This is a genomic window from Streptomyces sp. CC0208 (assembly GCF_003443735.1).
GTDB lineage: Bacteria > Actinomycetota > Actinomycetes > Streptomycetales > Streptomycetaceae > Streptomyces > Streptomyces sviceus.
Genome location: NZ_CP031969.1, coordinates 7,652,755 through 7,671,626 on the forward strand (window position 1 = coordinate 7,652,755; position 18,872 = coordinate 7,671,626).

General features: G+C 71.4%; 21 protein-coding genes and 1 riboswitch. Of the genes, 4 read left to right on the top strand and 17 right to left on the bottom strand.

Going from position 1 to position 18,872, the window contains the following annotated elements; translation table 11 throughout:
* The 7 genes from D1369_RS35215 to D1369_RS35245 are packed head-to-tail and all read right to left on the bottom strand — an operon-like array spanning position 1 to position 8,023.
* Positions 1-774: an SGNH/GDSL hydrolase family protein gene (locus D1369_RS35215; RefSeq protein ID WP_007380450.1), complete on the bottom strand. Its 774-nt coding sequence runs from the start codon at positions 772-774 to the stop codon at positions 1-3.
* Between the two features lie 30 nt (positions 775-804).
* Complete coding sequence (locus D1369_RS35220) at positions 805-1,842, bottom strand: hemolysin family protein (RefSeq protein WP_007380449.1); 1,038 nt, start codon at positions 1,840-1,842, stop codon at positions 805-807.
* Positions 1,839-3,164, bottom strand: coding sequence for a hemolysin family protein (locus D1369_RS35225; protein ID WP_007380448.1), 1,326 nt, complete (start codon positions 3,162-3,164; stop codon positions 1,839-1,841). The genes D1369_RS35220 and D1369_RS35225 overlap by 4 nt, the downstream gene beginning before the upstream one ends.
* Before the next feature lie 49 nt (positions 3,165-3,213).
* On the bottom strand, positions 3,214-3,639 hold the full coding sequence (locus D1369_RS35230; RefSeq protein ID WP_007380447.1) for a GNAT family N-acetyltransferase: 426 nt from the start codon (positions 3,637-3,639) through the stop codon (positions 3,214-3,216).
* Between the two features lie 56 nt (positions 3,640-3,695).
* Entirely contained in the window at positions 3,696-4,601 is a 906-nt protein-coding gene (locus D1369_RS35235) for an LLM class F420-dependent oxidoreductase (protein WP_007380446.1), read from the bottom strand.
* Positions 4,602-4,650: 49 nt separating this feature from the next.
* Entirely contained in the window at positions 4,651-7,218 is a 2,568-nt protein-coding gene (locus tag D1369_RS35240) for an FtsX-like permease family protein (RefSeq protein WP_007380445.1), read from the bottom strand.
* A gap of 4 nt (positions 7,219-7,222) precedes the next feature.
* Complete coding sequence (locus tag D1369_RS35245) at positions 7,223-8,023, bottom strand: ABC transporter ATP-binding protein (RefSeq protein ID WP_037899187.1); 801 nt, start codon at positions 8,021-8,023, stop codon at positions 7,223-7,225.
* A 236-nt stretch (positions 8,024-8,259) separates the two neighbouring features.
* Here D1369_RS35245 and D1369_RS35250 point away from each other — a divergent pair, with 236 nt between their 5' ends.
* Together D1369_RS35250 and D1369_RS35255 are read left to right on the top strand one after the other, a co-directional pair.
* Complete coding sequence (locus D1369_RS35250) at positions 8,260-8,484, top strand: hypothetical protein (RefSeq protein ID WP_007380443.1); 225 nt, start codon at positions 8,260-8,262, stop codon at positions 8,482-8,484.
* The gene (locus D1369_RS35255; RefSeq protein WP_007380442.1) at positions 8,481-8,855 is read left to right on the top strand and encodes a hypothetical protein; all 375 of its coding nucleotides are present in this window, start codon (positions 8,481-8,483) and stop codon (positions 8,853-8,855) included. Before D1369_RS35250 ends, D1369_RS35255 begins: the two co-directional genes overlap by 4 nt.
* Here D1369_RS35255 and D1369_RS35260 read toward each other — a convergent pair whose 3' ends face one another.
* From D1369_RS35260 to bioB, 4 genes are all read right to left on the bottom strand, one after another.
* Positions 8,856-9,545 (bottom strand): class I SAM-dependent methyltransferase, encoded by a 690-nt coding sequence (locus D1369_RS35260; RefSeq protein WP_007380441.1) that lies wholly within the window; start codon positions 9,543-9,545, stop codon positions 8,856-8,858.
* Between the two features lie 340 nt (positions 9,546-9,885).
* Entirely contained in the window at positions 9,886-10,602 is a 717-nt protein-coding gene (gene bioD, locus D1369_RS35265) for a dethiobiotin synthase (RefSeq protein WP_007380440.1), read from the bottom strand.
* A 1-nt stretch (position 10,603) separates the two neighbouring features.
* A complete protein-coding gene (locus D1369_RS35270; protein WP_007380439.1) occupies positions 10,604-11,890 on the bottom strand; it encodes an adenosylmethionine--8-amino-7-oxononanoate transaminase in 1,287 nt (428 codons plus the stop codon).
* Positions 11,883-13,082: a biotin synthase BioB gene (gene bioB / locus D1369_RS35275; protein WP_037899185.1), complete on the bottom strand. Its 1,200-nt coding sequence runs from the start codon at positions 13,080-13,082 to the stop codon at positions 11,883-11,885. The genes D1369_RS35270 and bioB overlap by 8 nt, the downstream gene beginning before the upstream one ends.
* Before the next feature lie 148 nt (positions 13,083-13,230).
* Here bioB and D1369_RS35280 point away from each other — a divergent pair, with 148 nt between their 5' ends.
* Positions 13,231-14,358, top strand: coding sequence for an 8-amino-7-oxononanoate synthase (locus D1369_RS35280; protein ID WP_007380437.1), 1,128 nt, complete (start codon positions 13,231-13,233; stop codon positions 14,356-14,358).
* Positions 14,359-14,398: 40 nt separating this feature from the next.
* Here D1369_RS35280 and D1369_RS35285 read toward each other — a convergent pair whose 3' ends face one another.
* Together D1369_RS35285 and D1369_RS35290 are read right to left on the bottom strand one after the other, a co-directional pair.
* Positions 14,399-14,620, bottom strand: a complete 222-nt coding sequence (locus D1369_RS35285; protein WP_007380436.1) for a DUF397 domain-containing protein — start codon at positions 14,618-14,620, stop codon at positions 14,399-14,401.
* Positions 14,621-14,629: 9 nt separating this feature from the next.
* The gene (locus D1369_RS35290) at positions 14,630-15,490 is read right to left on the bottom strand and encodes a helix-turn-helix transcriptional regulator (protein ID WP_007380435.1); all 861 of its coding nucleotides are present in this window, start codon (positions 15,488-15,490) and stop codon (positions 14,630-14,632) included.
* 213 nt (positions 15,491-15,703) lie between these two features.
* Here D1369_RS35290 and D1369_RS35295 point away from each other — a divergent pair, with 213 nt between their 5' ends.
* Entirely contained in the window at positions 15,704-16,162 is a 459-nt protein-coding gene (locus tag D1369_RS35295) for an ATP-binding protein (RefSeq protein WP_007380434.1), read from the top strand.
* Between the two features lie 35 nt (positions 16,163-16,197).
* Here the strand turns inward: D1369_RS35295 and D1369_RS44175 are convergent, their stop codons facing one another.
* The 4 genes from D1369_RS44175 to D1369_RS44180 form a co-directional block, all read right to left on the bottom strand.
* Positions 16,198-16,584, bottom strand: a complete 387-nt coding sequence (locus tag D1369_RS44175; protein WP_118082817.1) for a DUF6328 family protein — start codon at positions 16,582-16,584, stop codon at positions 16,198-16,200.
* 24 nt (positions 16,585-16,608) lie between these two features.
* Positions 16,609-17,082: an NlpC/P60 family protein gene (locus tag D1369_RS35305; protein ID WP_118082818.1), complete on the bottom strand. Its 474-nt coding sequence runs from the start codon at positions 17,080-17,082 to the stop codon at positions 16,609-16,611.
* A gap of 3 nt (positions 17,083-17,085) precedes the next feature.
* A riboswitch (cyclic di-AMP (ydaO/yuaA leader) is annotated at positions 17,086-17,298 on the bottom strand.
* A 337-nt stretch (positions 17,299-17,635) separates the two neighbouring features.
* A complete protein-coding gene (locus D1369_RS35310) occupies positions 17,636-17,941 on the bottom strand; it encodes a hypothetical protein (protein ID WP_007380432.1) in 306 nt (101 codons plus the stop codon).
* 7 nt (positions 17,942-17,948) lie between these two features.
* Entirely contained in the window at positions 17,949-18,584 is a 636-nt protein-coding gene (locus D1369_RS44180; protein ID WP_007380431.1) for an ATP-dependent Clp protease proteolytic subunit, read from the bottom strand.
* Between the last annotated feature and the right edge of the window lie 288 nt (positions 18,585-18,872).

Here is an 18,872-nt window from a genome sequence, read left to right on the forward strand (position 1 = left end):
CTAGTGCTCGTAGGGCAGGAGGTCGGGGCGCTTCGGCGGCAGGCCGTCGCCCGAGGAGCGGCCCGTCAGGCGTCGGCCGATCCACGGGAGCAGGTGCTGTCGGGCGAAGCGGGCGTCCGCGATGCGCCGGGCGACCCACCTCGGGGGCACCGTCGCCGGGATCGGCGTACGCCAATCCGTGTCCTCGGGGTCGTAGCCGAGGGTCTGCCACACGGCCTCGGCGACCCGGCGGTGGCCCTCGGCCGCCAGGTGCAGCCGGTCCACGTCCCACAGGCGCGGGTCGGCCAGCGAGGGGGCGCCGTACAGGTCGACGACCACCGCGCCGTGGCGTGCGGCGAGCTCGTCGACGACCGTGAACAGCTCCTCCATGCGCGGCCGGAAACGCTCCAGGACCGGGCCCTGGCGGCCGGGGCTGCGCATCAGCACCAGCTGCTTGCAAGCGGGGGCCAGCCGCTCCACGGCCTCCGTCAGCAGGTCGCGCACCCGGACCATGTCGCACTTGGGTCGCAGGGTGTCGTTGAGGCCACCCACCAGCGTGATCACGTCAGCCTGCATCGCCGCCGCCACGTCGATCTGCTCGTCGAGGATCTGCTGGATCAGCTTGCCGCGCACGGCGAGGTTGGCGTACCGGAAGCCGGGCGTCACGGCGGCCATCCGGCCGGCGAGGAGGTCGGCCCAGCCCCGGTAGGAGCCGTCCGGCAGCAGGTCCGACATGCCCTCGGTGAAGGAGTCGCCGACCGCGACCAGGCTGGAGTAGGTGGGATTCGTCTGCATGGCGGAAGAAATGGTAACCCGCTCACATACTTACCGGTCGGTGGGTCCGGGGGGCCACACCTGCCGTCCGAACAGCTCCCGCAGCACGTCCTCCATCGTCACCAGCCCGGCCAGCCGCCCGTCCGCGCCGAGTGCCGCCGCCAGGTGCGTCCGGCTGCGCCGCATCGCCGTCAGCACGTCGTCCAGGGGGGTGCTCTCCCGGATCCGTGCGATCGGCCGCATGTCCCGCACCGGGAACGGCAGATCCCGCGGTGAGGCGTCCAGCGCGTCCTTGACGTGCAGGTAGCCGACGATCCGGCGCCCCTCGTCCACCACCGGGAACCGCGAGAACCCGGACTCGTTCGACAGCGCCTCCAACTGCTCCGGCGTGACCCCCACGCGCGCATAGACGACCTCTTCCAGCGGCAGCACCACGTCCCGCACCGGCCGCCGCCCCAGCTCCAGCGCGTCGTGCAGCCGCTCCCGCGCGCGCTCGTCGATCAGCCCCGCCTCGCCGGAGTCCCGTACGATCCGCGCCAGCTCGGCGTCCGAGAAGGTGGCCGTGACCTCGTCCTTGGTCTCCACGCGCAGCAGCTTCAGCAGGAGGTTCGCGAAGGCGTTGACCGCGAAGATCACCGGGCGCAGCCCGCGCGCCAGCGCGACCAGTGGCGGCCCGAGCAGCAGCGCGCTGCGCACCGGTTCTGCGAGCGCGATGTTCTTGGGGACCATCTCGCCGAGCAGCATGTGCAGATAGGTCGCCAGGGTCAGTGCGATGACGAAGGACACCGCGTGCCCCGCGCCCTTCGGCACGCCCACCGCGTGGAACACCGGTTCCAGCAGATGCGCGATCGCCGGCTCCGCGACGACACCCAGAACCAGCGTGCACAACGTGATCCCGAGCTGCGCGGCCGCCATCAGCGCGGAGACGTGCTCCAGCCCCCACAGCACGCCCTTCGCACGCCGGTCGCCCTGTTCGGCGTACGGCTCGATCTGACTGCGCCGAACGGAGATCAACGCGAACTCGGCCCCCACGAAGAAGGCGTTCACGACGAGCGTCGCCAGACCGATCAGCAACTGGACGACCGTCATCGCTCGGCCCCTTCCCCGGGCAAGGGAGCGTGCAGCAACACTCGCGCCGCGCGCCGGCCCTGTGCGTCCGTCACGTCCAGCTGCCAGCCGGTGATCTCCACCGAGTCGCCGACGGCCGGGATCCGGCCCAGTTCCGTCGCCAGCAGGCCGGCCAGCGTCTCGTACGGCCCCTCGGGCGCCCGTAGTCCCACGCGCGCGAGCTGGTCGATGCGGGCCGAACCGTCGGCCTGGAAGAGTTCCCTGCCCTCCTCGTCGGTGCCCGCGGCGGCCAGGTCGGACGTCTCGTGCGGGTCGTGCTCGTCGCGTACCTCGCCGACGACCTCCTCGACGATGTCCTCCAGCGTGGCCACGCCCGCCGTACCGCCGTACTCGTCGATGACGACCGCCATCGTGCGCTTGCCGGAGAGCCGGTCCAGGAGTCGGTCCACGGTGAGCGACTCGGGCACCAGCAGCGGCTCGCGCAGCAGCTCGGCGACCGAGGCGCGGGGCCGGCGGTCGGCCGGTACCGCCAGGATGTCCTTGATGTGCGCGATGCCGACGACCGAGTCGAGGCTGCCGCGGTAGACGGGGAACCGGGACAGCCCGGTCGCGCGCGTCGCGTTCGCCACGTCCTCGCAGGTGGCCTGGACGTCCAGGGCGATCACCTGCACCCGCGGGGTCATCACGTTCTCCGCGGTCAGGTCGGCGAGGTTGAGCGTCCGGACGAACAACTCGGCGGTGTCCGCCTCCAGCGCGCCCGCCCGGGCGGAGTGCCGGGCCAGCGCGGCCAGCTCCTGCGGCCCGCGCGCGGAGGCCAGCTCCTCGGCGGGTTCCAGACCGAAGCGGCGCACCACCCGGTTGGCCGTGTTGTTGAGGTGGGTGATGAAGGGGCGGAAGGCCGCGCTGAACCAGCTCTGCGCGGTGCCCACCCGCTTGGCCATGGCCAACGGCGAGGAGATCGCCCAGTTCTTGGGCACCAGCTCGCCGACCACCATCAGGAAGACGGTCGACAGCGCGGTGCCGAGCACCAGCGCCAGCGACCGGGACGTGGACCGCGAGATCCCGAGCGACTCCAGGGGCCCCGCGATCAGCGCGGCGATCGACGGTTCGGCGAGCATGCCGACGACCAGGTTGGTCACGGTGATCCCGAGCTGCGCCCCGGACAGCTGGAACGTCAGATTCCGTACGGCTTTCAGGGCGCCGGACGCGCCCCGCTCACCGCTCTCCGCCGCCCGCTCCAACTGGCCGCGGTCCACCGTGGTCAGCGAGAACTCCGCCGCCACGAAGGCACCGCAGGCCAGCGAGAGCAGGATCGCCACCAGCAGGAGGAGCACTTCGGTCATCGGGTCACCTCCGTCCCATGATCGGACAGGGTCCCCAGGATCGCCCGTCCTAGCCGGCGAGGGGCTTCACCCAGCGCCGCCACTTTTCCTCGGGCGCATACCCCGCCGCGCGCCAAGCGTGCTGTGCCGTCTCGTTGCGCACCAGCACCATCGCGTCCCCGCGCCGCCCGCCGAGCCGTACGAACCGGTCCTCCGCGGCCGTGAGCAGCGCCGAACCGATGCCCCGCCGACGGCGTTCCGGGTGCACCGCGAGCCGGTACAGATGACACCGCCAGCCGTCGAACCCCGCGATCACCGTGCCGACGAGTTCGCCGTCGAGCTCGGCCAGGATCAGCGCCTCGGGGTCGCGGGTGACCAGCCGCTCCACGCCGTCCCGGTCGTCGCTGATGCTCGTCCCCTCGGCAGCCCGCGTCCAGAAGGCCAGCACGGTGTCGAGGTCGTCGGGCGTCGCGGCCCGTATCCGCAGGTCGGTCATACGGCGATCCCATCACGCCCGACGGCACGGCACCCGGAGTTCCGCCATCCGGACGGCTACTGCCCGCGCAGCCGCGCCATCACCGGCGCGAACGCCTCCATGGACGCCTCCAGCACCGTCAGATAGGTGAAGCCGTACCGTTCGCGCTGTGCCAGCACCTGCGCGACGATCTCGTCGACCGTGCCGACCAGCATGATGGGCAGGTCCAGGGCCTGCTGCAGGGTCAGGTCCGGCAACCGGTGCAGGAACGGGGTGGCGACGGCCTCGCGGTCGTCGGTGACGACCACTGTCTGGACGAGCAGGTTCAGTTCGGCAGGCTCCTTGCGCCCCTCGGCGAGGTGCAGATAGCGCGCGACGCGCTCGTCGAGCTGCTCGGCGGTGGTCGGGATCAGCTTGCCGGTCGTGTTGCCCGGCACCAGGGTCGCCCCGGTGAAGGCCATGATGTCGGCGTGCTCGGCGGACAGCCTCAGCATCCGGTTGCCTATGCCGCCGATCAGGAGAGGTACCCGGGGCCGCTGCACCGGCTGCGGCACATGGTCCGCCGAGGACAGCAGCCGCTCCAGCTCCTCGACCGTGCGCCGCAGATGGTCCACCCGCTCGCCCGGCGAGCCGAAGGGCAGCCCCGCCCCGTCGTGCTCGGACCGCACATAGCCGGTGCCCAGGCCGAGTTCGAGGCGACCGCCGGTGAGGGCGTCCACCGTGGCGACCTCACGGGCGAGCAGTGCCGGGTTCCAGAACCCCGCGTTGAGGACGAACGTGCCCAGCCGTGGCCGCTCGGTGACCTCCGCCGCCGCGACCAGCGCCGGGAACGGCGCGATCTTGCCGAGATGGTCGGGGACCAGGATCACGTCGTAACCGAGTTCCTCGGCCCGCCGACACTTGGTGCGCCAGTCCTCGTCGGTGGCGGCGGCGGTCAGGTTGACGGCGAAGCGGAAGGGGCGGAGCTGTTCGGGGCGGGGCATGAACTCTCCTCAGCATCAAGCGACTTGAGTTGTCTGCCCCGCGATTCCATCACTCGTGCGCGATGGCCGCCAGTACGTTCATGCGCGATGCACGCAACGCCGGCAGCAGCGCCGCCACGATGCCCACCACCGCCGAGCCGACGACGACCGCGACGATCGTGCCCCACGGGATCGCCAGCGCGTTCAGTCCCTGGAGCGCCAGCACCTGCTGGGTGCACACACCCCACACCAGTCCCAGGGCGAGCCCGAGGACCGCGCCGAACACGGCGATGACCACCGACTCCAGCCGGATCATCCGCCGGAGCTGACGGCGGGCGAGCCCGATGGCGCGCAGCAGCCCGATCTCCCGGGTGCGCTCCACGACCGACAGGGCGAGAGTGTTGACCACGCCCAGCACCGCGATGACGATCGCGAGCCCGAGCAGCGCGTACACGAGATAGAGCAGGACGGCGATCTGGTCGTGGACCAGGTCCTTGTAGTCGGCGAGGTCACGCACCTGGACCTGCGGATACGGGTCGAGCGTCTTCTCCAGGCCCGCGCGCAGCCGGTCCGCGCCGACGCCTGAGGCGGCGTTCACATACAGCGCGGAGTCCTGGCCGCCCTGCACGAACTGCTCCAGCGTGCCCAGACCGAAGTAGATGCCGCCCTGCGTCCCGAACCCGTCCGCCGAGTCCTGGTCGGTGAGGGCGCCCACGGTCAGTTCGGTCCGGCGGCCGCCCTGGAACTCGACGGGGATCCTGCTGCCGACCTTCACGTGATGGTCGCGGGCGAAGTCCAAGTCCATGGCGAGGTGCCCGGTGGCGAGCGCGGCCGCGGTGTCGCCCTGCGCGTAGGTGATGTGGGCGACCTCGTCGAGCTGCGGGTCGTACCCGGCGGCGCTGGTCTCCACGCGCTTGCCGTCCGGCAGCCGTACGGCGATCGGGGCGAACCGAGACCGCACGACGAGCCCCGCGCCCTCGGTCCTGCGCACCGCGTCCGTGACCTCCTGCGGGAACGGCAGGAAGTTGCCGTTCTGCACGACGTAGTCGGCGCCCAGCGTCTTGTCGATCTGGTCGTCGAAGGACTTGGACATCGAGGCGCTGGCCACGGACATCCCGCCGACCAGGGCGAGCCCGACCATGAGGGCGGCCGCGGTGGCGCCGGTACGGCGGGGGTTGCGCAGGGCGTTGCGCTGGCTCATCCGCCCCACCGGGCCGAAGAGGGCCGGGAAGGCGCCGCCCAGCACCCGGATCACCGGCCGCACCAGCAGCGGGCCCGCGATGACGGTGGCCAGGAGCGTCAGGACGACGCCGAGGCCGAGGAGGGAGGCCGCGGACGCCGTCTTCGAGGAGGTGACACAGCCCACCAGCGCGGCCGCGCCCGCCGCGCCGACCACCCCGCCCACGATCGCCCGCGTGCGCAGCGGCTTTCCGATCCCCGCGATCTCGGCGTCCGCGAGGGCCGCCATGGGGGAGACACCGGCCGCGCGCCGGGCCGGGAGATAGGCCGCGACGAAGGTGACGCCCACGCCGACGACGTAGGCCGCCACGGGGGTTCCCCAGCCGATGACCATCTCGCCGGTCCGGATGTTCATGCCGAAGGCGTTCATGAGCGCGATGAGCCCGACGGCGAGCCCGATGCCCGTGCCGAGCCCGACCGTGGAGCCGACCAGGCCGAGCAGTGTGGCCTCGGTCAGCACCGAGCGGCGGACCTGGCGCCGGTCGGCGCCGAGTGCGCGCAGGAGGCCCAGCTCACGGGTGCGTTGGGCGATCAGCATCGAGAAGGTGTTGACGATCAGGAACACACCGACGAGGACGGCGATCCCGGCGAATCCCAACATGACGTACTTGATGACGTCGAGGAATCCGCCCAGTTGGTCGACGTCCGACTTCGCCTGCTCGTCGGCGGTCCGGTACTCGTAGGTTCCCGTCCCGAGCGCGGCGGTCACGCGCTGCTTGAGCTGGTCGTTGCTGACGCCCTCCGCCGCGTCGACCGAGATGCTGGTGGCGGCCTTCGCGGAGCCGAGCAGCTTCGCCTGCGCGGTCGGCGGGTCGAGGAACAGCAGCGTGGCACCGGGGTTGGTGGTGGTGAACGTAGCGATGCCGACGATCCGCACCTTGAACGAGCCGGGCGCCGCGATCACGGTGAGCGGGTCGCCGATGTGCAGGTCCTTGCGGTCGGCGGTCTCCGAGTCGAGCAGCGCCTCCGACGGGCCGTGCGGGGCGTGGCCCGAGGTGAGCTTCACGGGGCTGCGCGAGGTCGGGTTCCAGTCGGTGCCGATGGTGGGGGCGCCGGTGGTCGATCCCACCGACTCGTTCTCGGCGTCGGCGACGGTGATGCCGTCGTCCTCCGCGTCGAAGCGCGCGGCACCGACCCCGTCGACCCGGGCGACCCGGTCCGCGAGCGCGGCCGGCAGGGTGGCCGTGGTGCCGGACGGGATGGCCTCCTTCAGGTCTTCCTCGGGGCTGATCGTGAGGTCGGGCGCGGTCGAGGCGAAGAGCCGGTCGAAGGTGCGGCTCAGGGTGTCGGAGAAGATCAGGCTGCCCGAGACGAACGCCACGGACAGGACCACGGCCAGCGCGGAGAGCAGCAGCCGTCCCTTGTGGGCGAGGAAACTGCGCAGGGTCGCCTTCAGCACGGGGTCAGTCCTCGTCGGTGTCGGCGTCGGCGTCGAACTGGCCGCGGATCACGTCGAAGCGCTTCATGCGCTCCAGCACGGCCTCCGCGGTGGGCAGCTCCATGCTGTCCACGATCCGCCCGTCCCCGAGGAAGAGCACCAGGTCGGAGTGGGCGGCGGCGCCCGGGTCGTGGGTGACCATGACGACGGTCTGCCCGAGTTGGTCGACGGCCTCACGCAGGAACCCGAGGACTTCCAGGCCCGCCCGGGAGTCGAGGTTGCCGGTCGGCTCGTCCGCGAAGATCAGCTCGGGCCGGGAGGCGAGCGCCCGGGCGCACGCGACGCGCTGCTGCTGGCCGCCCGAGAGCTGCGCGGGCCGGTGCTTCAGACGGTCCCGCAGGCCCAGGGTGTCGATGACCTGGTCCAGCCACTTCTCGTCGGGCTTCTTGCCCGCGATGTCCATGGGCAGGGTGATGTTCTCGGCCGCGTTCAGCGTCGGGATCAGGTTGAACGACTGGAACATGAACCCGATCCGGTCCCGGCGCAGCCGGGTCAGTTCGCGCTCCTTGAGCCCTGTGATCTCGGTGTCGCCGAGCCACACCTGGCCGGCCGACACGGTGTCGAGCCCCGCCAGGCAGTGCATCAGCGTGGACTTCCCGGAGCCCGAGGGTCCCATGACCGCGGTGAAGCGGCTCCGCGCGATGTCCACGTCCACCGAGTCCAGGGCGATCACGGCCGTCTCGCCCGAGCCGTACGCCTTGGTCAGACCGCGGGCGCGGGCCGCGATCGCGTCGGCCGGGGCGTGCTCCGCAGCAGCTGTGGACAAGGCTCTCTCCTCGCTCGTGGACGGCATCCGTGGACGGCGTCCGTGGACGGTGCTCGCGGACCGGGTGGTCCCCATCCGGCCGAGGGTAATGTGATCCACCCCACACCGGATATCCCCCGTGGGGTCGAGAAGGCCTCCACCGCAGGTCGGGCTCCCGATGTCGATGTAAGGGGCACATTCCACCGGCCGCCAGCCCCCCCTTGCCCTTGCTAGCACTTTGGCGCTAGCTTCGAGGTATGGCGAAGACTCAGTTGAACGTGCGGGTGGACGAGGGCACCGCCCGCGCCGCCCGTGAACGTGCCCTCGCCCGCGGCGTGAGCGTCAACCGCTACATCGAGGAACTGGTCATGAAAGACACCGGCGAGGCGGGCCAGGCCTTCGTGGAGGCCGCGGCCGACTTCATGAAGCAGTACGAGTCCGTGTTCGCGGAGGAGTTCGGCAAGGACCACGAGACTCGTTGAGCGATCTGCACATCGACCTCGCCTGGCTGCTGATGCTCGCGGAGCAGAAGACCCCGGGCGATCCCCAGGTCACCGACTGGGGCGCCCTGGTCGCCGCCGTGGCGCGCCACCAGGCGGAGATCTTCGACATCCCGGTCTACGACGGCCCGCACCTGCGTGCCGCCGCCCTCCTGCAACTCCTCATCCACGTCCCGGCGTTGGAGCGCACCAACGTGCTCTTCGCCTGCGCGGTCGGGTACGCCTATCTCGTCGCGAGCGGGCTCAGGGTCGTCACCTCGCCCGAACTCGTCCGGGACCTCGCCAAGGTGGCCAAGAAGGGCGACGCCTCGGTGCACGACATCGCCCGCGAGCTGCGGAGATGGACGCTCTGATCAGCGCTCCGCCGTCGGTGGCCGCCAGGCGGTGCCCAGCACGCAGAAGGACGTGGGCAGCGTAGGCCCCTTTTCCGGCATCAACACCCGCCGGTAGGGGCCGAGTTCGAATCCGGCCGCCCGCAGGGCCGCGACCGGGTCGCGCCCCAGATGGCAGCCGCCGTTCAGCGGCGGCCACAGCGTGCGGTCCAGGGCGCGCTGGGTGAAGCGCATCGCCGGGCCGCCGCCCCTGCCGTGCTCGAAGAACCGCACGGCCCCGCCGGGCCGCAGCACCCGGCGCACCTCGCCGAGCGCGCGCGGCACGTCGCGCACACTGCACAGCACCAGCGAGATCACCACGGCGTCGAAGGCCTCGCTCTTGACGGGCAGCGCCTCCGCGGCCCCGGGTGCCACGTCGACCGGCACCTCCGAGCGCAGGGCGGCCTCCACCGCCAACTGCCGCAGCCGGCGCTCCGGTTCGATCGCCACGACCTCGGAGACCGCGCGGGGATAGTGCGAGAAGTTCAGGCCGTTGCCCGCGCCGATCTCGAGCACCCGCCCGGACAGCCCGGCGAGCAGCCGCTCCCGCACCCCGGCCATGCCCATCCGGGTATCGGCGGCGACACTGACCCGGGCGTAGTACCGGGCGAACAGCGGATGGTGGACGGGGTCCCGGGACACCTTGCCGGAACCGGCGGACCGCGGCGCCATGGCAGCCTCCCTCACCGGACAGGACTGACCTCACCGCAATTGTCCCCCGCGGGACCGTGTCGCACCCCTGCGCGGGCTCACCGGACGAAGTCGCGCACCTGATCGTGGACGGCGTGGGCAACGCCGACATCCCTCGTCGTGCGCGGGCGGCCGGACAACGTCGTCCCGCGCGGGGCGGCCCGCCGGGAGACGATCCGCCGCACACAGACTTCGCACACTTCGGAGCACCCCACTGCGCGACATGGGCCCGTGCCGAACTCCGCGCACTCGTGCCCCCGCCGACTGCCAGATCGCCGCCCGACGGGCGCGCGCCCGCGCACGAGATCCCCCTGAGGACTTCTCAGGGCGCCTCGCGCACCCCGAACACCTCCGCGTCCCATGTCCCGTCCAGCCGCGGTGCCAGCCAACCAGGCGCCGCGGCACGGAAGTCGGCGGGGGCCAGCCGGGCGGCGCCGGCCGGCAGGGCGCCGAGCAGTGGAGCCCCGGACACGTCCGGAAGATCCGCGAGGTTGCAACGCGAGGCGAGGTCGGGGGAGTCGGGCCAGCTGCCGATCACCACACCCGCCAAGTCGAGTTCACGGCGGCCAAGTTCACGGGCCGTCAGCTCCGTGGTGTTGAGCGTGCCCAGACCCGCCGACGCCACGACCAGGACCGGCGCCCGCAGCAGCTCCGCCGCGTCGGCCAGCGTCCCGCCCTCGTCGTCGAAGCGGACGAGCAGCCCGCCCGCCCCCTCCACCAGCACCAGATCGTGCTCGACGGCCAGTTTGGCGGCGGCCTCGGCGACCTCCCGCGGGCGCACCGGCCGGAGAGCGGCCCGCCGCGCGGCCGTCGCCGGGGCCAACGGCTCCGGAAAGCGGGCGAGTTCGGCCTTCGTCACGGCACCCGCGAGCCTGGCGACCTCATCGGCGTCCCCGGGCTCGTCCGGCCGTACGCCGGTCTGCGCGGCCTTCAGGACGGCGACCGTCCGTCCGGCGGCGAGCGCGGCGGCGGCGACGGCGGCCGTGGTGACGGTCTTGCCGACCTCCGTGCCCGTCCCCGTGATCACCAGTACCGTCATGTCATCCCTCCCGGGCGGCGGCGCACACCGCACGCGCGATCCGTGCCACGTCCTCGTCGCCCGTGACGTACGGCGGCATCGTGTAGACGAGGTCGCGGAACGGCCGCAGCCACACGCCCTCGCGTACGGCGGCCTCCGTCGCGGCCCTCATGTCGACGTCGTGGTCCAGCTGCACGACCCCGATGGCGCCGAGCACCCGCACGTCCCTCACCCCCGGGAGGTCACGGGCCGGCGCCAGCCCCTCCCGCAGCCCCGCCTCGATCCGCTTGACCTCCGCGAGCCAGTCCTGCCCGAGCAGCAGGTCGATCGACGCGCAGGCCACCGAGGCGGCGAGCGGGTTCCCCATGAAGGTGGGGCCGTGGGCGAGCACCGGCACTTCGCCCCGCGAGATCCCGTCGGCCACGCGAGGCGTGCACAGGGTCGCCGCCATCGTCATATAACCGCCGGTCAGCGCCTTGCCCACACACATCACGTCCGGCGTGACGGCGGCGTGCCCCGCGGCGAACAGGGCGCCCGTGCGCCCGAATCCGGTCGCGATCTCGTCGAACACCAGCAGCACGTCGTGCGCGTCGCACGCCTCGCGCAGTACCCGCAGATACGCGGGGGAGTGGAACCGCATCCCGCCCGCGCCCTGCACCACCGGCTCCACGATCACCGCGGCCAGTTCGTCCGCGTGCCGCTCGATCGCCGCGCGCAGCTGGTGCGCGTACGACTCCTCGTACTCGGCCGGGGGCGCGTCCACGAACACCTGGCGGGGCAGGACCCCGGACCACAGCTCGTGCATCCCGCCCTCGGGGTCGCACACCGACATAGGCTGCCAGGTGTCACCGTGGTAGCCGCCGCGCCAGGTCAGCAGGCGCTGCTTGCGCGTACGGCCCAGCGAGCGCCAGTACTGCAGACACATCTTCACCGCGACCTCGACCGACACGGACCCCGAGTCGGCGAGGAAGACATGCTCCAGCCCGTCGGGAGACATGTCGACAAGGAGCTTCGCGAGCCGGACGGCGGGCTCGTGGGTGAGCCCGCCGAACATCACATGGCTCATCCGCCCGAGCTGCTCGCGCGCGGCCTCGTTCAGCACCGGGTGGTTGTAGCCGTGGATCGCCGACCACCAGGAGGACATCCCGTCCACCAGCTCGGGGCCCCCGGCGAGCCGCAGCCGCACCCCGCTCGCCGACTCCACGACGAGCGGATCGACCCGGCCGGGCATCGGACCGTACGGATGCCACACGTGCCGCCGGTCGAGCGCCAGCAGCTCCGGCACCGGCAGGCCGGGCAGATCAGGCATTGGGCGCGAGATCCGTTCCGGCGCCTCGACGGCGTACGGCGACGAGATCGGTCCGCGCCTCGTTGGCGGGGGCGGCCGCCGGGACCGTCGTACCGCAGACCCCGCCGCCCTCGTGGGACCCGCAGCCCGCGCACTCGTGGGACCCGCAGCCGGCGGACTCGTGCGAGCCGCAGCCGCCCCCGGCCGTCGCCCGGTGCTCCGGCAGCGTCACCTCGCCCGCGCCCTCCACCTCGAACCCGGCGTCCGCGATCATCTCCAGGTCGGCCTTGCCGGCCTGGCCCTCGGTGGTGAGGTAGTCGCCCAGGAAGATCGAGTTGGCGAGGTTGAGGGCGAGGGGCTGCATGGTGCGCAGATGGACCTCGCGGCCGCCCGCGATGCGGACCTCGACGTCCGGGCAGACGAAGCGGACCATCGCCAGGATGCGCAGACAGCGCTGCGGGGTGAGGTTCCACTCCTTGGCCAGCGGGGTGCCCTCGACCGGGATCAGGAAGTTGACCGGAACCGAGTCGGGGTCCAGCTCGCGCAGCGAGTAGACGACGTCGACCAGGTCCTCGTCGCTCTCGCCCATGCCGGCGATCAGACCCGAGCAGGCGGACAGACCGGCAGCGTGCGCCTTGGTCACGGTGTCGACCCGGTCGGCGTAGGTGTGGGTGGTCGTGATGTCGCCGTAGGTCGACTCGGACGTGTTGAGGTTGTGGTTGTAGGCGTCCGCACCCGCCTCGCGCAGCCGCTCGGCCTGGCCGTCGGAGAGCAGACCGAGACAGGCGCACACCTCGACGCCCTCGTTCTGCTCCTTGATCGCCTTGATGGTGCCCGCGACCCGGTCCACGTCACGGTCGGTCGGACCGCGCCCGGACGCCACCAGGCAGACCCGCTTGGCGCCGCCCGCGAGGCCGGCGGCCGCGGCCTGGGAGGCCTGCTCGGGCTTGAGCCAGGTGTACTTGAGGATGCCCGTCGAGGAGCCCAGCCGCTGTGAGCAGTAGGAGCAGTCCTCGGGGCACAGCCCGGACTTCAGGTTGACGAGATAGTTGAGTTTCACCCGCCGTCCGAACCAGTGCCGGCGCACCTTTCCGGCCGCGGCCACCACGTCGAGCAGGTCGTCGTCGGAGGTGGCCAGCACGGCCAGCGCCTCCTCGCGGGTCGGCAGCTCGCGCCGAAGCCCCTTGTCCACCAGCGTGTTCAGCAGGTCCATGAGAGCCGATCCTGTCCTATGGACCCGCTCGGGGCCAAGGTAGGGATCGGACAACACACCCGCTTCGACGTGTGGGTATTGCCACACCGTGGGTAGCGTTTGCTGACGCTAGGGTCTGTCCGTTGTCTACAAAAGCCCCGGAGGACCCATGGCGTTCGGCTGGATCGACGAGCAGGCGGCGGCGCGCCGGGAGGCCGGGCTCGTGCGGACCCTGCGGCCGCGTCCGGCCGACTCGCCGCTGCTCGATCTCGCGAGCAACGACTACCTGGGCCTGGCCCGTCATCCCGAGGTCGTCGCGGGCGCCGCGGCGGCCGCGCGGACCTGGGGCGGCGGTGCGACCGGGTCCCGGCTCGTCACCGGCACCACCGAGCTGCACACCGAACTCGAACGCGAACTGGCCGAGTTCTGCGGCTTCGAGGCGGCGCTCGTGTTCTCCTCCGGCTACGCGGCGAACCTGGCCGCCGTCACCGCCCTCGCGCCGCACGGCTCTCTGATCGTCTCCGACGCGGGCAACCACGCCTCCCTCATCGACGGCTGCCGGCTGGCCCGCGGTACGACCCAGGTCGTCGCGCACGCCGACCCGGACGCGGTGCGCAAGGCGCTCGGCACCCACGAGGGGCCCGCCGTCGCCGTGTCCGACACGGTCTTCTCGGTCGACGGCGACGCGGCGCCCCTGGCCGGTCTCGCCGAGGCGTGCCGGGAGCACGGCGCGGGCCTGGTCGTCGACGACGCCCACGGCCTGGGTGTGCTCGGCGCCGGCGGCCGCGGCGCCCCGCAGGCCGCGGGACTCGCGGGCGCCGACGACGTGGTCGTCACGGTCACGCTGTCCAAGTCGCTCGGCAGCCAGGGCGGCGCCGTCCTCGGCCCCGCACGGGTCGTCGAACACCTGGTCAACGCGGCACGGACGTTCATCTTCGACACCGGTCTGGCCCCCGCCTCGGCGGGAGCCGCCCTCGCGGCCCTGCGGCTGCTCGGCCGTGAGCCCCAGCGGGCCGCACGCGCGCGCGAGGTGGCGACCGGACTGCACGCACGCCTGACCGCCGCGGGTCTGGAAGCGGTACGTCCGGACGCCGCGGTGGTCTCGGTGCGCGCGCCCTCCCCGGAGGAGGCCGTTCAGTGGGCGGCCGACTGCCGTGCGGCCGGGCTCTTCGTGGGCTGTTTCCGGCCCCCGTCCGTGCCCGACGGCATCTCACGGCTCAGGCTGACCGCCCGCGCGGATCTCTCCGAGGAGCAGATCGAGCGCGCCGTACAGGTGATCGGCGGGACACGACCATGAGTCGGCGTGACACGGCCGTGCGCCGAACGGACGGAAACGGTCAGAACGCGCGGACGAAGCCCGCCCAGCTCTCGGGGGAGAAGAGCAGCGCGGGTCCGTCCGGGTTCTTGGAGTCGCGTACGGCGAGCAGCCCGGCACAGGGCCCGGCCGACGGCCTCGCTGTCTCTACGCAGTTGTTCGCCCCGGTGCTGTAGCTGCTGCGCAGCCAGCGCACTTCGGGCAATCGGGTACTGGAGATTGCGTTCCGAGGCAATGCGGACATGGTGCCTCCTTACGTGCCGTCACCCGTCTCGGCGAGGTAATCCAACGAGTCCTCGGGCGAAAGGGCGTGGATCCGAAGGGTGTTGAAGGCCTCGGTGTAGGCCTGGAGGTCTTCTTTCCGCTCGAGATAGAGGCTACTCGTCAAGTGGTCGAGAACAACCACGTCCAGATCAGAAGTGCGCGAAAATGAGAAGATTACGAAAGGCCCCGTGATACCCACATGTGCCCCGGCAGTGAACGGCAGTACCTGCAGCCGCACTTGAGGCAGCCGGGCCGCCTCCAGGAGCCTCTTGCGCTGACGGGCCATCACCTCGGGCCCGCCGACCTCTCGCCGTAGCACCGCCTCGTCCAGGACCGCGCTCAACTCCAGGGGCGGCTGCGCCCGAAGGATGTCCTGCCGGGCCAGCCGGACCTCGACCAGCGCGTCGAGACGTTCGTCGTCGAGGCCGTCCACGGCGGCCCGGGTCACCGCGCGGGCGTACTCGGGTGTCTGGAGCAGCCCGGGCACCACCGAGGTCTCCAGCGTGCGCATCGCGCTCGCCTGGGACTCCAGACTGATGAAGTCGCGGTACGTCGGCGGCAGGACACCCCGGTACGCGTGCCACCAGTGGTGCCGGCCGCCGCTCTCGTCGGAGCCCGCCAATACCAGAAGCAGCTCCCGCAGATTCGCGTCCCCGACGCGGTAGGCGTCGAGAAGTAACCGCACGTCGGCCGGTTTCACCCCGCTGGCACCGGTCTCGATGCGGCTCACCTTCGACTGGTGCCAGCCCACGAGCCGGGCTGCCTCACCGCTGGTGAGCCCCGCACCCGCGCGCAACGCACGCAGTTCGGCGCCCAGTTTCCGCCGGCGCACCGCGGGGCCGTGCTGCATGCGCTCCTCCTTACTCCTTACGAGCCGCCCAAATACGGTCTCGCGTCGCAGAGTTCACCGCTTCGAGCGACAGATATATGCACATCTTGGTGGATCGGCACCCGTCACAGCCTTGGTGATGGCACTCTGGCGATGAACCACCAGTCCGGGACCGTACTCGAACCATCCGCACCGTGTCGGACTCCGGTCCCGTGGGAAAGGGACGACGTCGCCATGGCAGACCACCTGGAAGCATCCGTCACCCTGCCGAGCGAACCCGCCTCGGTCTCCGCGGCCCGCACCTACGTCCTGAGCACCCTGGCGGAGTGGGGGCTGCCGCCGACCACGGACGCCGCCGAGACCGTCCGGCTCATCGTCTCCGAACTCGCCACCAACGCCGTACAGCACACCTTCGGGCAGTCCCCCACCTTCACGGTGGACATCGAGCTGGACCGTGACGAACAGCTGCGCATCGGGGTCACCGACAGCCACCCCCGCTTCCCCAAGCGACTGCCGGCCGCGGTCCAGCAGGACAACGGACGGGGGATGGTGATCGTTCGCTGGCTCGCCGCCGAGAGCGGCGGCAGGCTGAGAGTCAGGCCCACCCGGGAAGGCGGCAAGACCGTCTCGATCGAACTCCCGTGGACGGTTCCTGCGGAGCCGGTCACCGCCGCGGGGCAGCAGGAGCCGTAGCAGACATCAGTTCGGCAGCGCGATGCATCCCGGGGTCACCGCAGACGCGGTGACGGCTCTCGGGGTGAGGCTCCCGGCCGAACCGTCGCTCGCGGCCTGATCACCTCGCGTTGCATCGGCCCGGGGGCCGGGTGCGACTGCGCCTGCGCCGCCCTGTGTCCCTCTGTGAGCAGAACCGAGCCGGTGAACGCGAGCACCGGAACGCCCATGCCGGCCGTGGTGAGCCGGGACAGCAGTGTGGTGGCGTACGTGACGCGCTGGAAGGTGTCGAGGGGCGGGAAGCGCTGGGTGAAGGCCGGCGTCAGCAGAAAGGCGAAGAGGATCTGCGCCCCGCTCTGGGGGACGCGCAGTTGCTGGAGCAGCTCGCCGAAGGCGCGGTCGGCGCTCTCCAGCGGGGACCCGAGGGGACGGCGGGAGGTCAGGTCGCCGCCGTCCCCTCGGGGGCGTCACTTGACCCGGCCGTACCAGACGCTCTTCGTCCAGATCTTCTGCAGCCTCACCACGTCCCCGGTCTTCGGGGCGTGCCAGATCTTTCCCTTCCCGGCGTAGATGCCGACGTGGTAGACGTTCGAACCCGAGTGGAAGAACACCAGGTCGCCGGCCTTGCGGCTGCCCGAGCCGATGTGGCGGGTCTTGTTGTACTGCTGGGCCGCCGTGCGCGGGAGCTTCTTGCCCGCCTTCTTGAACGAGTACAGCGTGAGCCCTGAGCAGTCGAAGCGGCGGGGCCCGGTGGCGCCGTACTTGTACGGCGAGCCCTTCTTGGAGGCCGCTACCTTGAGTGCCTTCGTCGCAGGCGTCGCGGCCGCGGCGTCGGGCGCGAGGCCCGGGACCACGACGGAGCCGCCCACGGCGGCGATGGCGAAGGCCGAGGCCGTACCGGCCCGGACCATCAGCGACGGGACACGATTGAGCGCAGTCATGCGCAACCCTTCGTCAGCCGCCTGTGAAGGATGACCTGTCGGATTCGGGCTGACAAAGTTGCCCGGCCGCTGACGCGGCTTCACCCCAAGGGCTGCTCGACCCGGCCATGGCGTGACCGTTCCGGCGACCCGTCGTTGCTTGGGTCCTCCACTCCTGCCGATCCACTCCTGTCGACCGGTCATCCGGGCGGCGGCAGGACTCGGCGTCCGCCCGGATCGCCCCGCCGCTGCGGCGGGGGCTTGTCGTCAGACAGGGATCTTGGCGTACTGATGTCCCAAAAACCCAATGGAACCGGGGGTTTGTGTTGTTACTCACCACTCACCCGTTCGGGTGGACACCTGAGCTAGCGAAGGGGCGTCGAGGGGTCCACGGGCCGTGCGACCAGCACAGAAACTCCTCATTCCCTCCCTGAACCACGCGCGTTGTGCAACCTCAGGGGTCTCGAAAAAGGAGCCGCGTCTCCTGCAAATGGCGGTACGTCTTTTGGTCCGTTTCAACCGTGTCCCGGACGCCCCGTCAGACCATGGGGCGTCCGGAACGGCTGCCGGTGCGTCAGTTGCCGGATTCGGGTGGCACGGTGACCCGGGCCGTACGCCGTTCGCCGTCCAGAACCCGCAGGGCCCGCGCCAGTGTCGCGGCATGCAGTTCTCGCTCGCCCCGGCCGTGCATCAGCACCAGCGCGTCACGCAGCTCGGCCGCCCTGCTCACCAGCGCCTGGGCCGCGCGCAGTCCGCCGTAGGTGTCCTCGCGCCGGGCCGGGTTGATCCGGCCCAGCAGGTCGACCACCTCGAGATAACGGTCGATCAGCTCGCCCTCGGCGTGCGTGAGCGCGGGCAGCGGGGGAAGGTCCGGCACCATCGAGGGCTCACCTCGCGCCCGGTGCGGTGGGCGAGGACTTGCGGCTGGGGACGATCGCGTCCGCCAGGCCGTGGTCCAGGGCGCCCTGCGCGTCCAGGATCCTGTCCCGCTCGATGTCCGCGCTCACCTGCTCGGGGCTGCGCCCGGTGTGCCGGACGAGCATCTCCTCCAGGCGGGCCCGCACCCGGAGCAACTCGTCTGCCTGGATGGCCAGATCGCTGGCCTGCCCCTGCACGGGCTCGCTCAGCGCGGGCTGGTGGATCACCACCCGGGCGCCCGGCAGCACGGACCGCTTGCCCGGGGTGCCCGCCGCGAGCAGCACGGCCGCGGAGGAGCCGGCCTGGCCGAGGCAGGTCGTCTCCACGTCGCAGCTGACGTACTGCATCGTGTCGTAGATCGCCGACATCGCGCTGAACGAGCCGCCGGGGGAGTTGATGTACAGCGCGATGTCCCGGTCCGGGTCCTGGTACTCGAGGTACATGAACTGCGCCATCAGATCGTTCGCCGAGGTGTCGTCGATCTGCGTCCCGAGAAAGACGATCCGCTCCTCCAGCAGTTTCGAGTACGGATCCATCGACTTCTGCCCGAAGCTCGTGCGCTCATGGAACTCGGGCAGGACGTAACGGGCGATCGGTCGGGTCATGGCGTACCCCTCCTCGCTGCGACTCCTGTCTGTGAAAAATGTACAGGACGTACGTGTCGCTATGGTGGGCCCGTGGAGGCGAGGAGACACTTGCGGATACGCACGCCCTTCCCGCGGGCGCGGAACAGGTCTCAGCCCACAGGACTGCGCGCTGTCGCCCAATCGGTGAGGTCGTCCAGGGTGTGGGCGGGGACCATCGTCTTGGGGGTCCTCGGGACGCTGCGGTCGATCGGGGCGGTCAATCTGGACGCCGTCACTGTGCGGGTGACGCTGACCGGTCACCGGAAC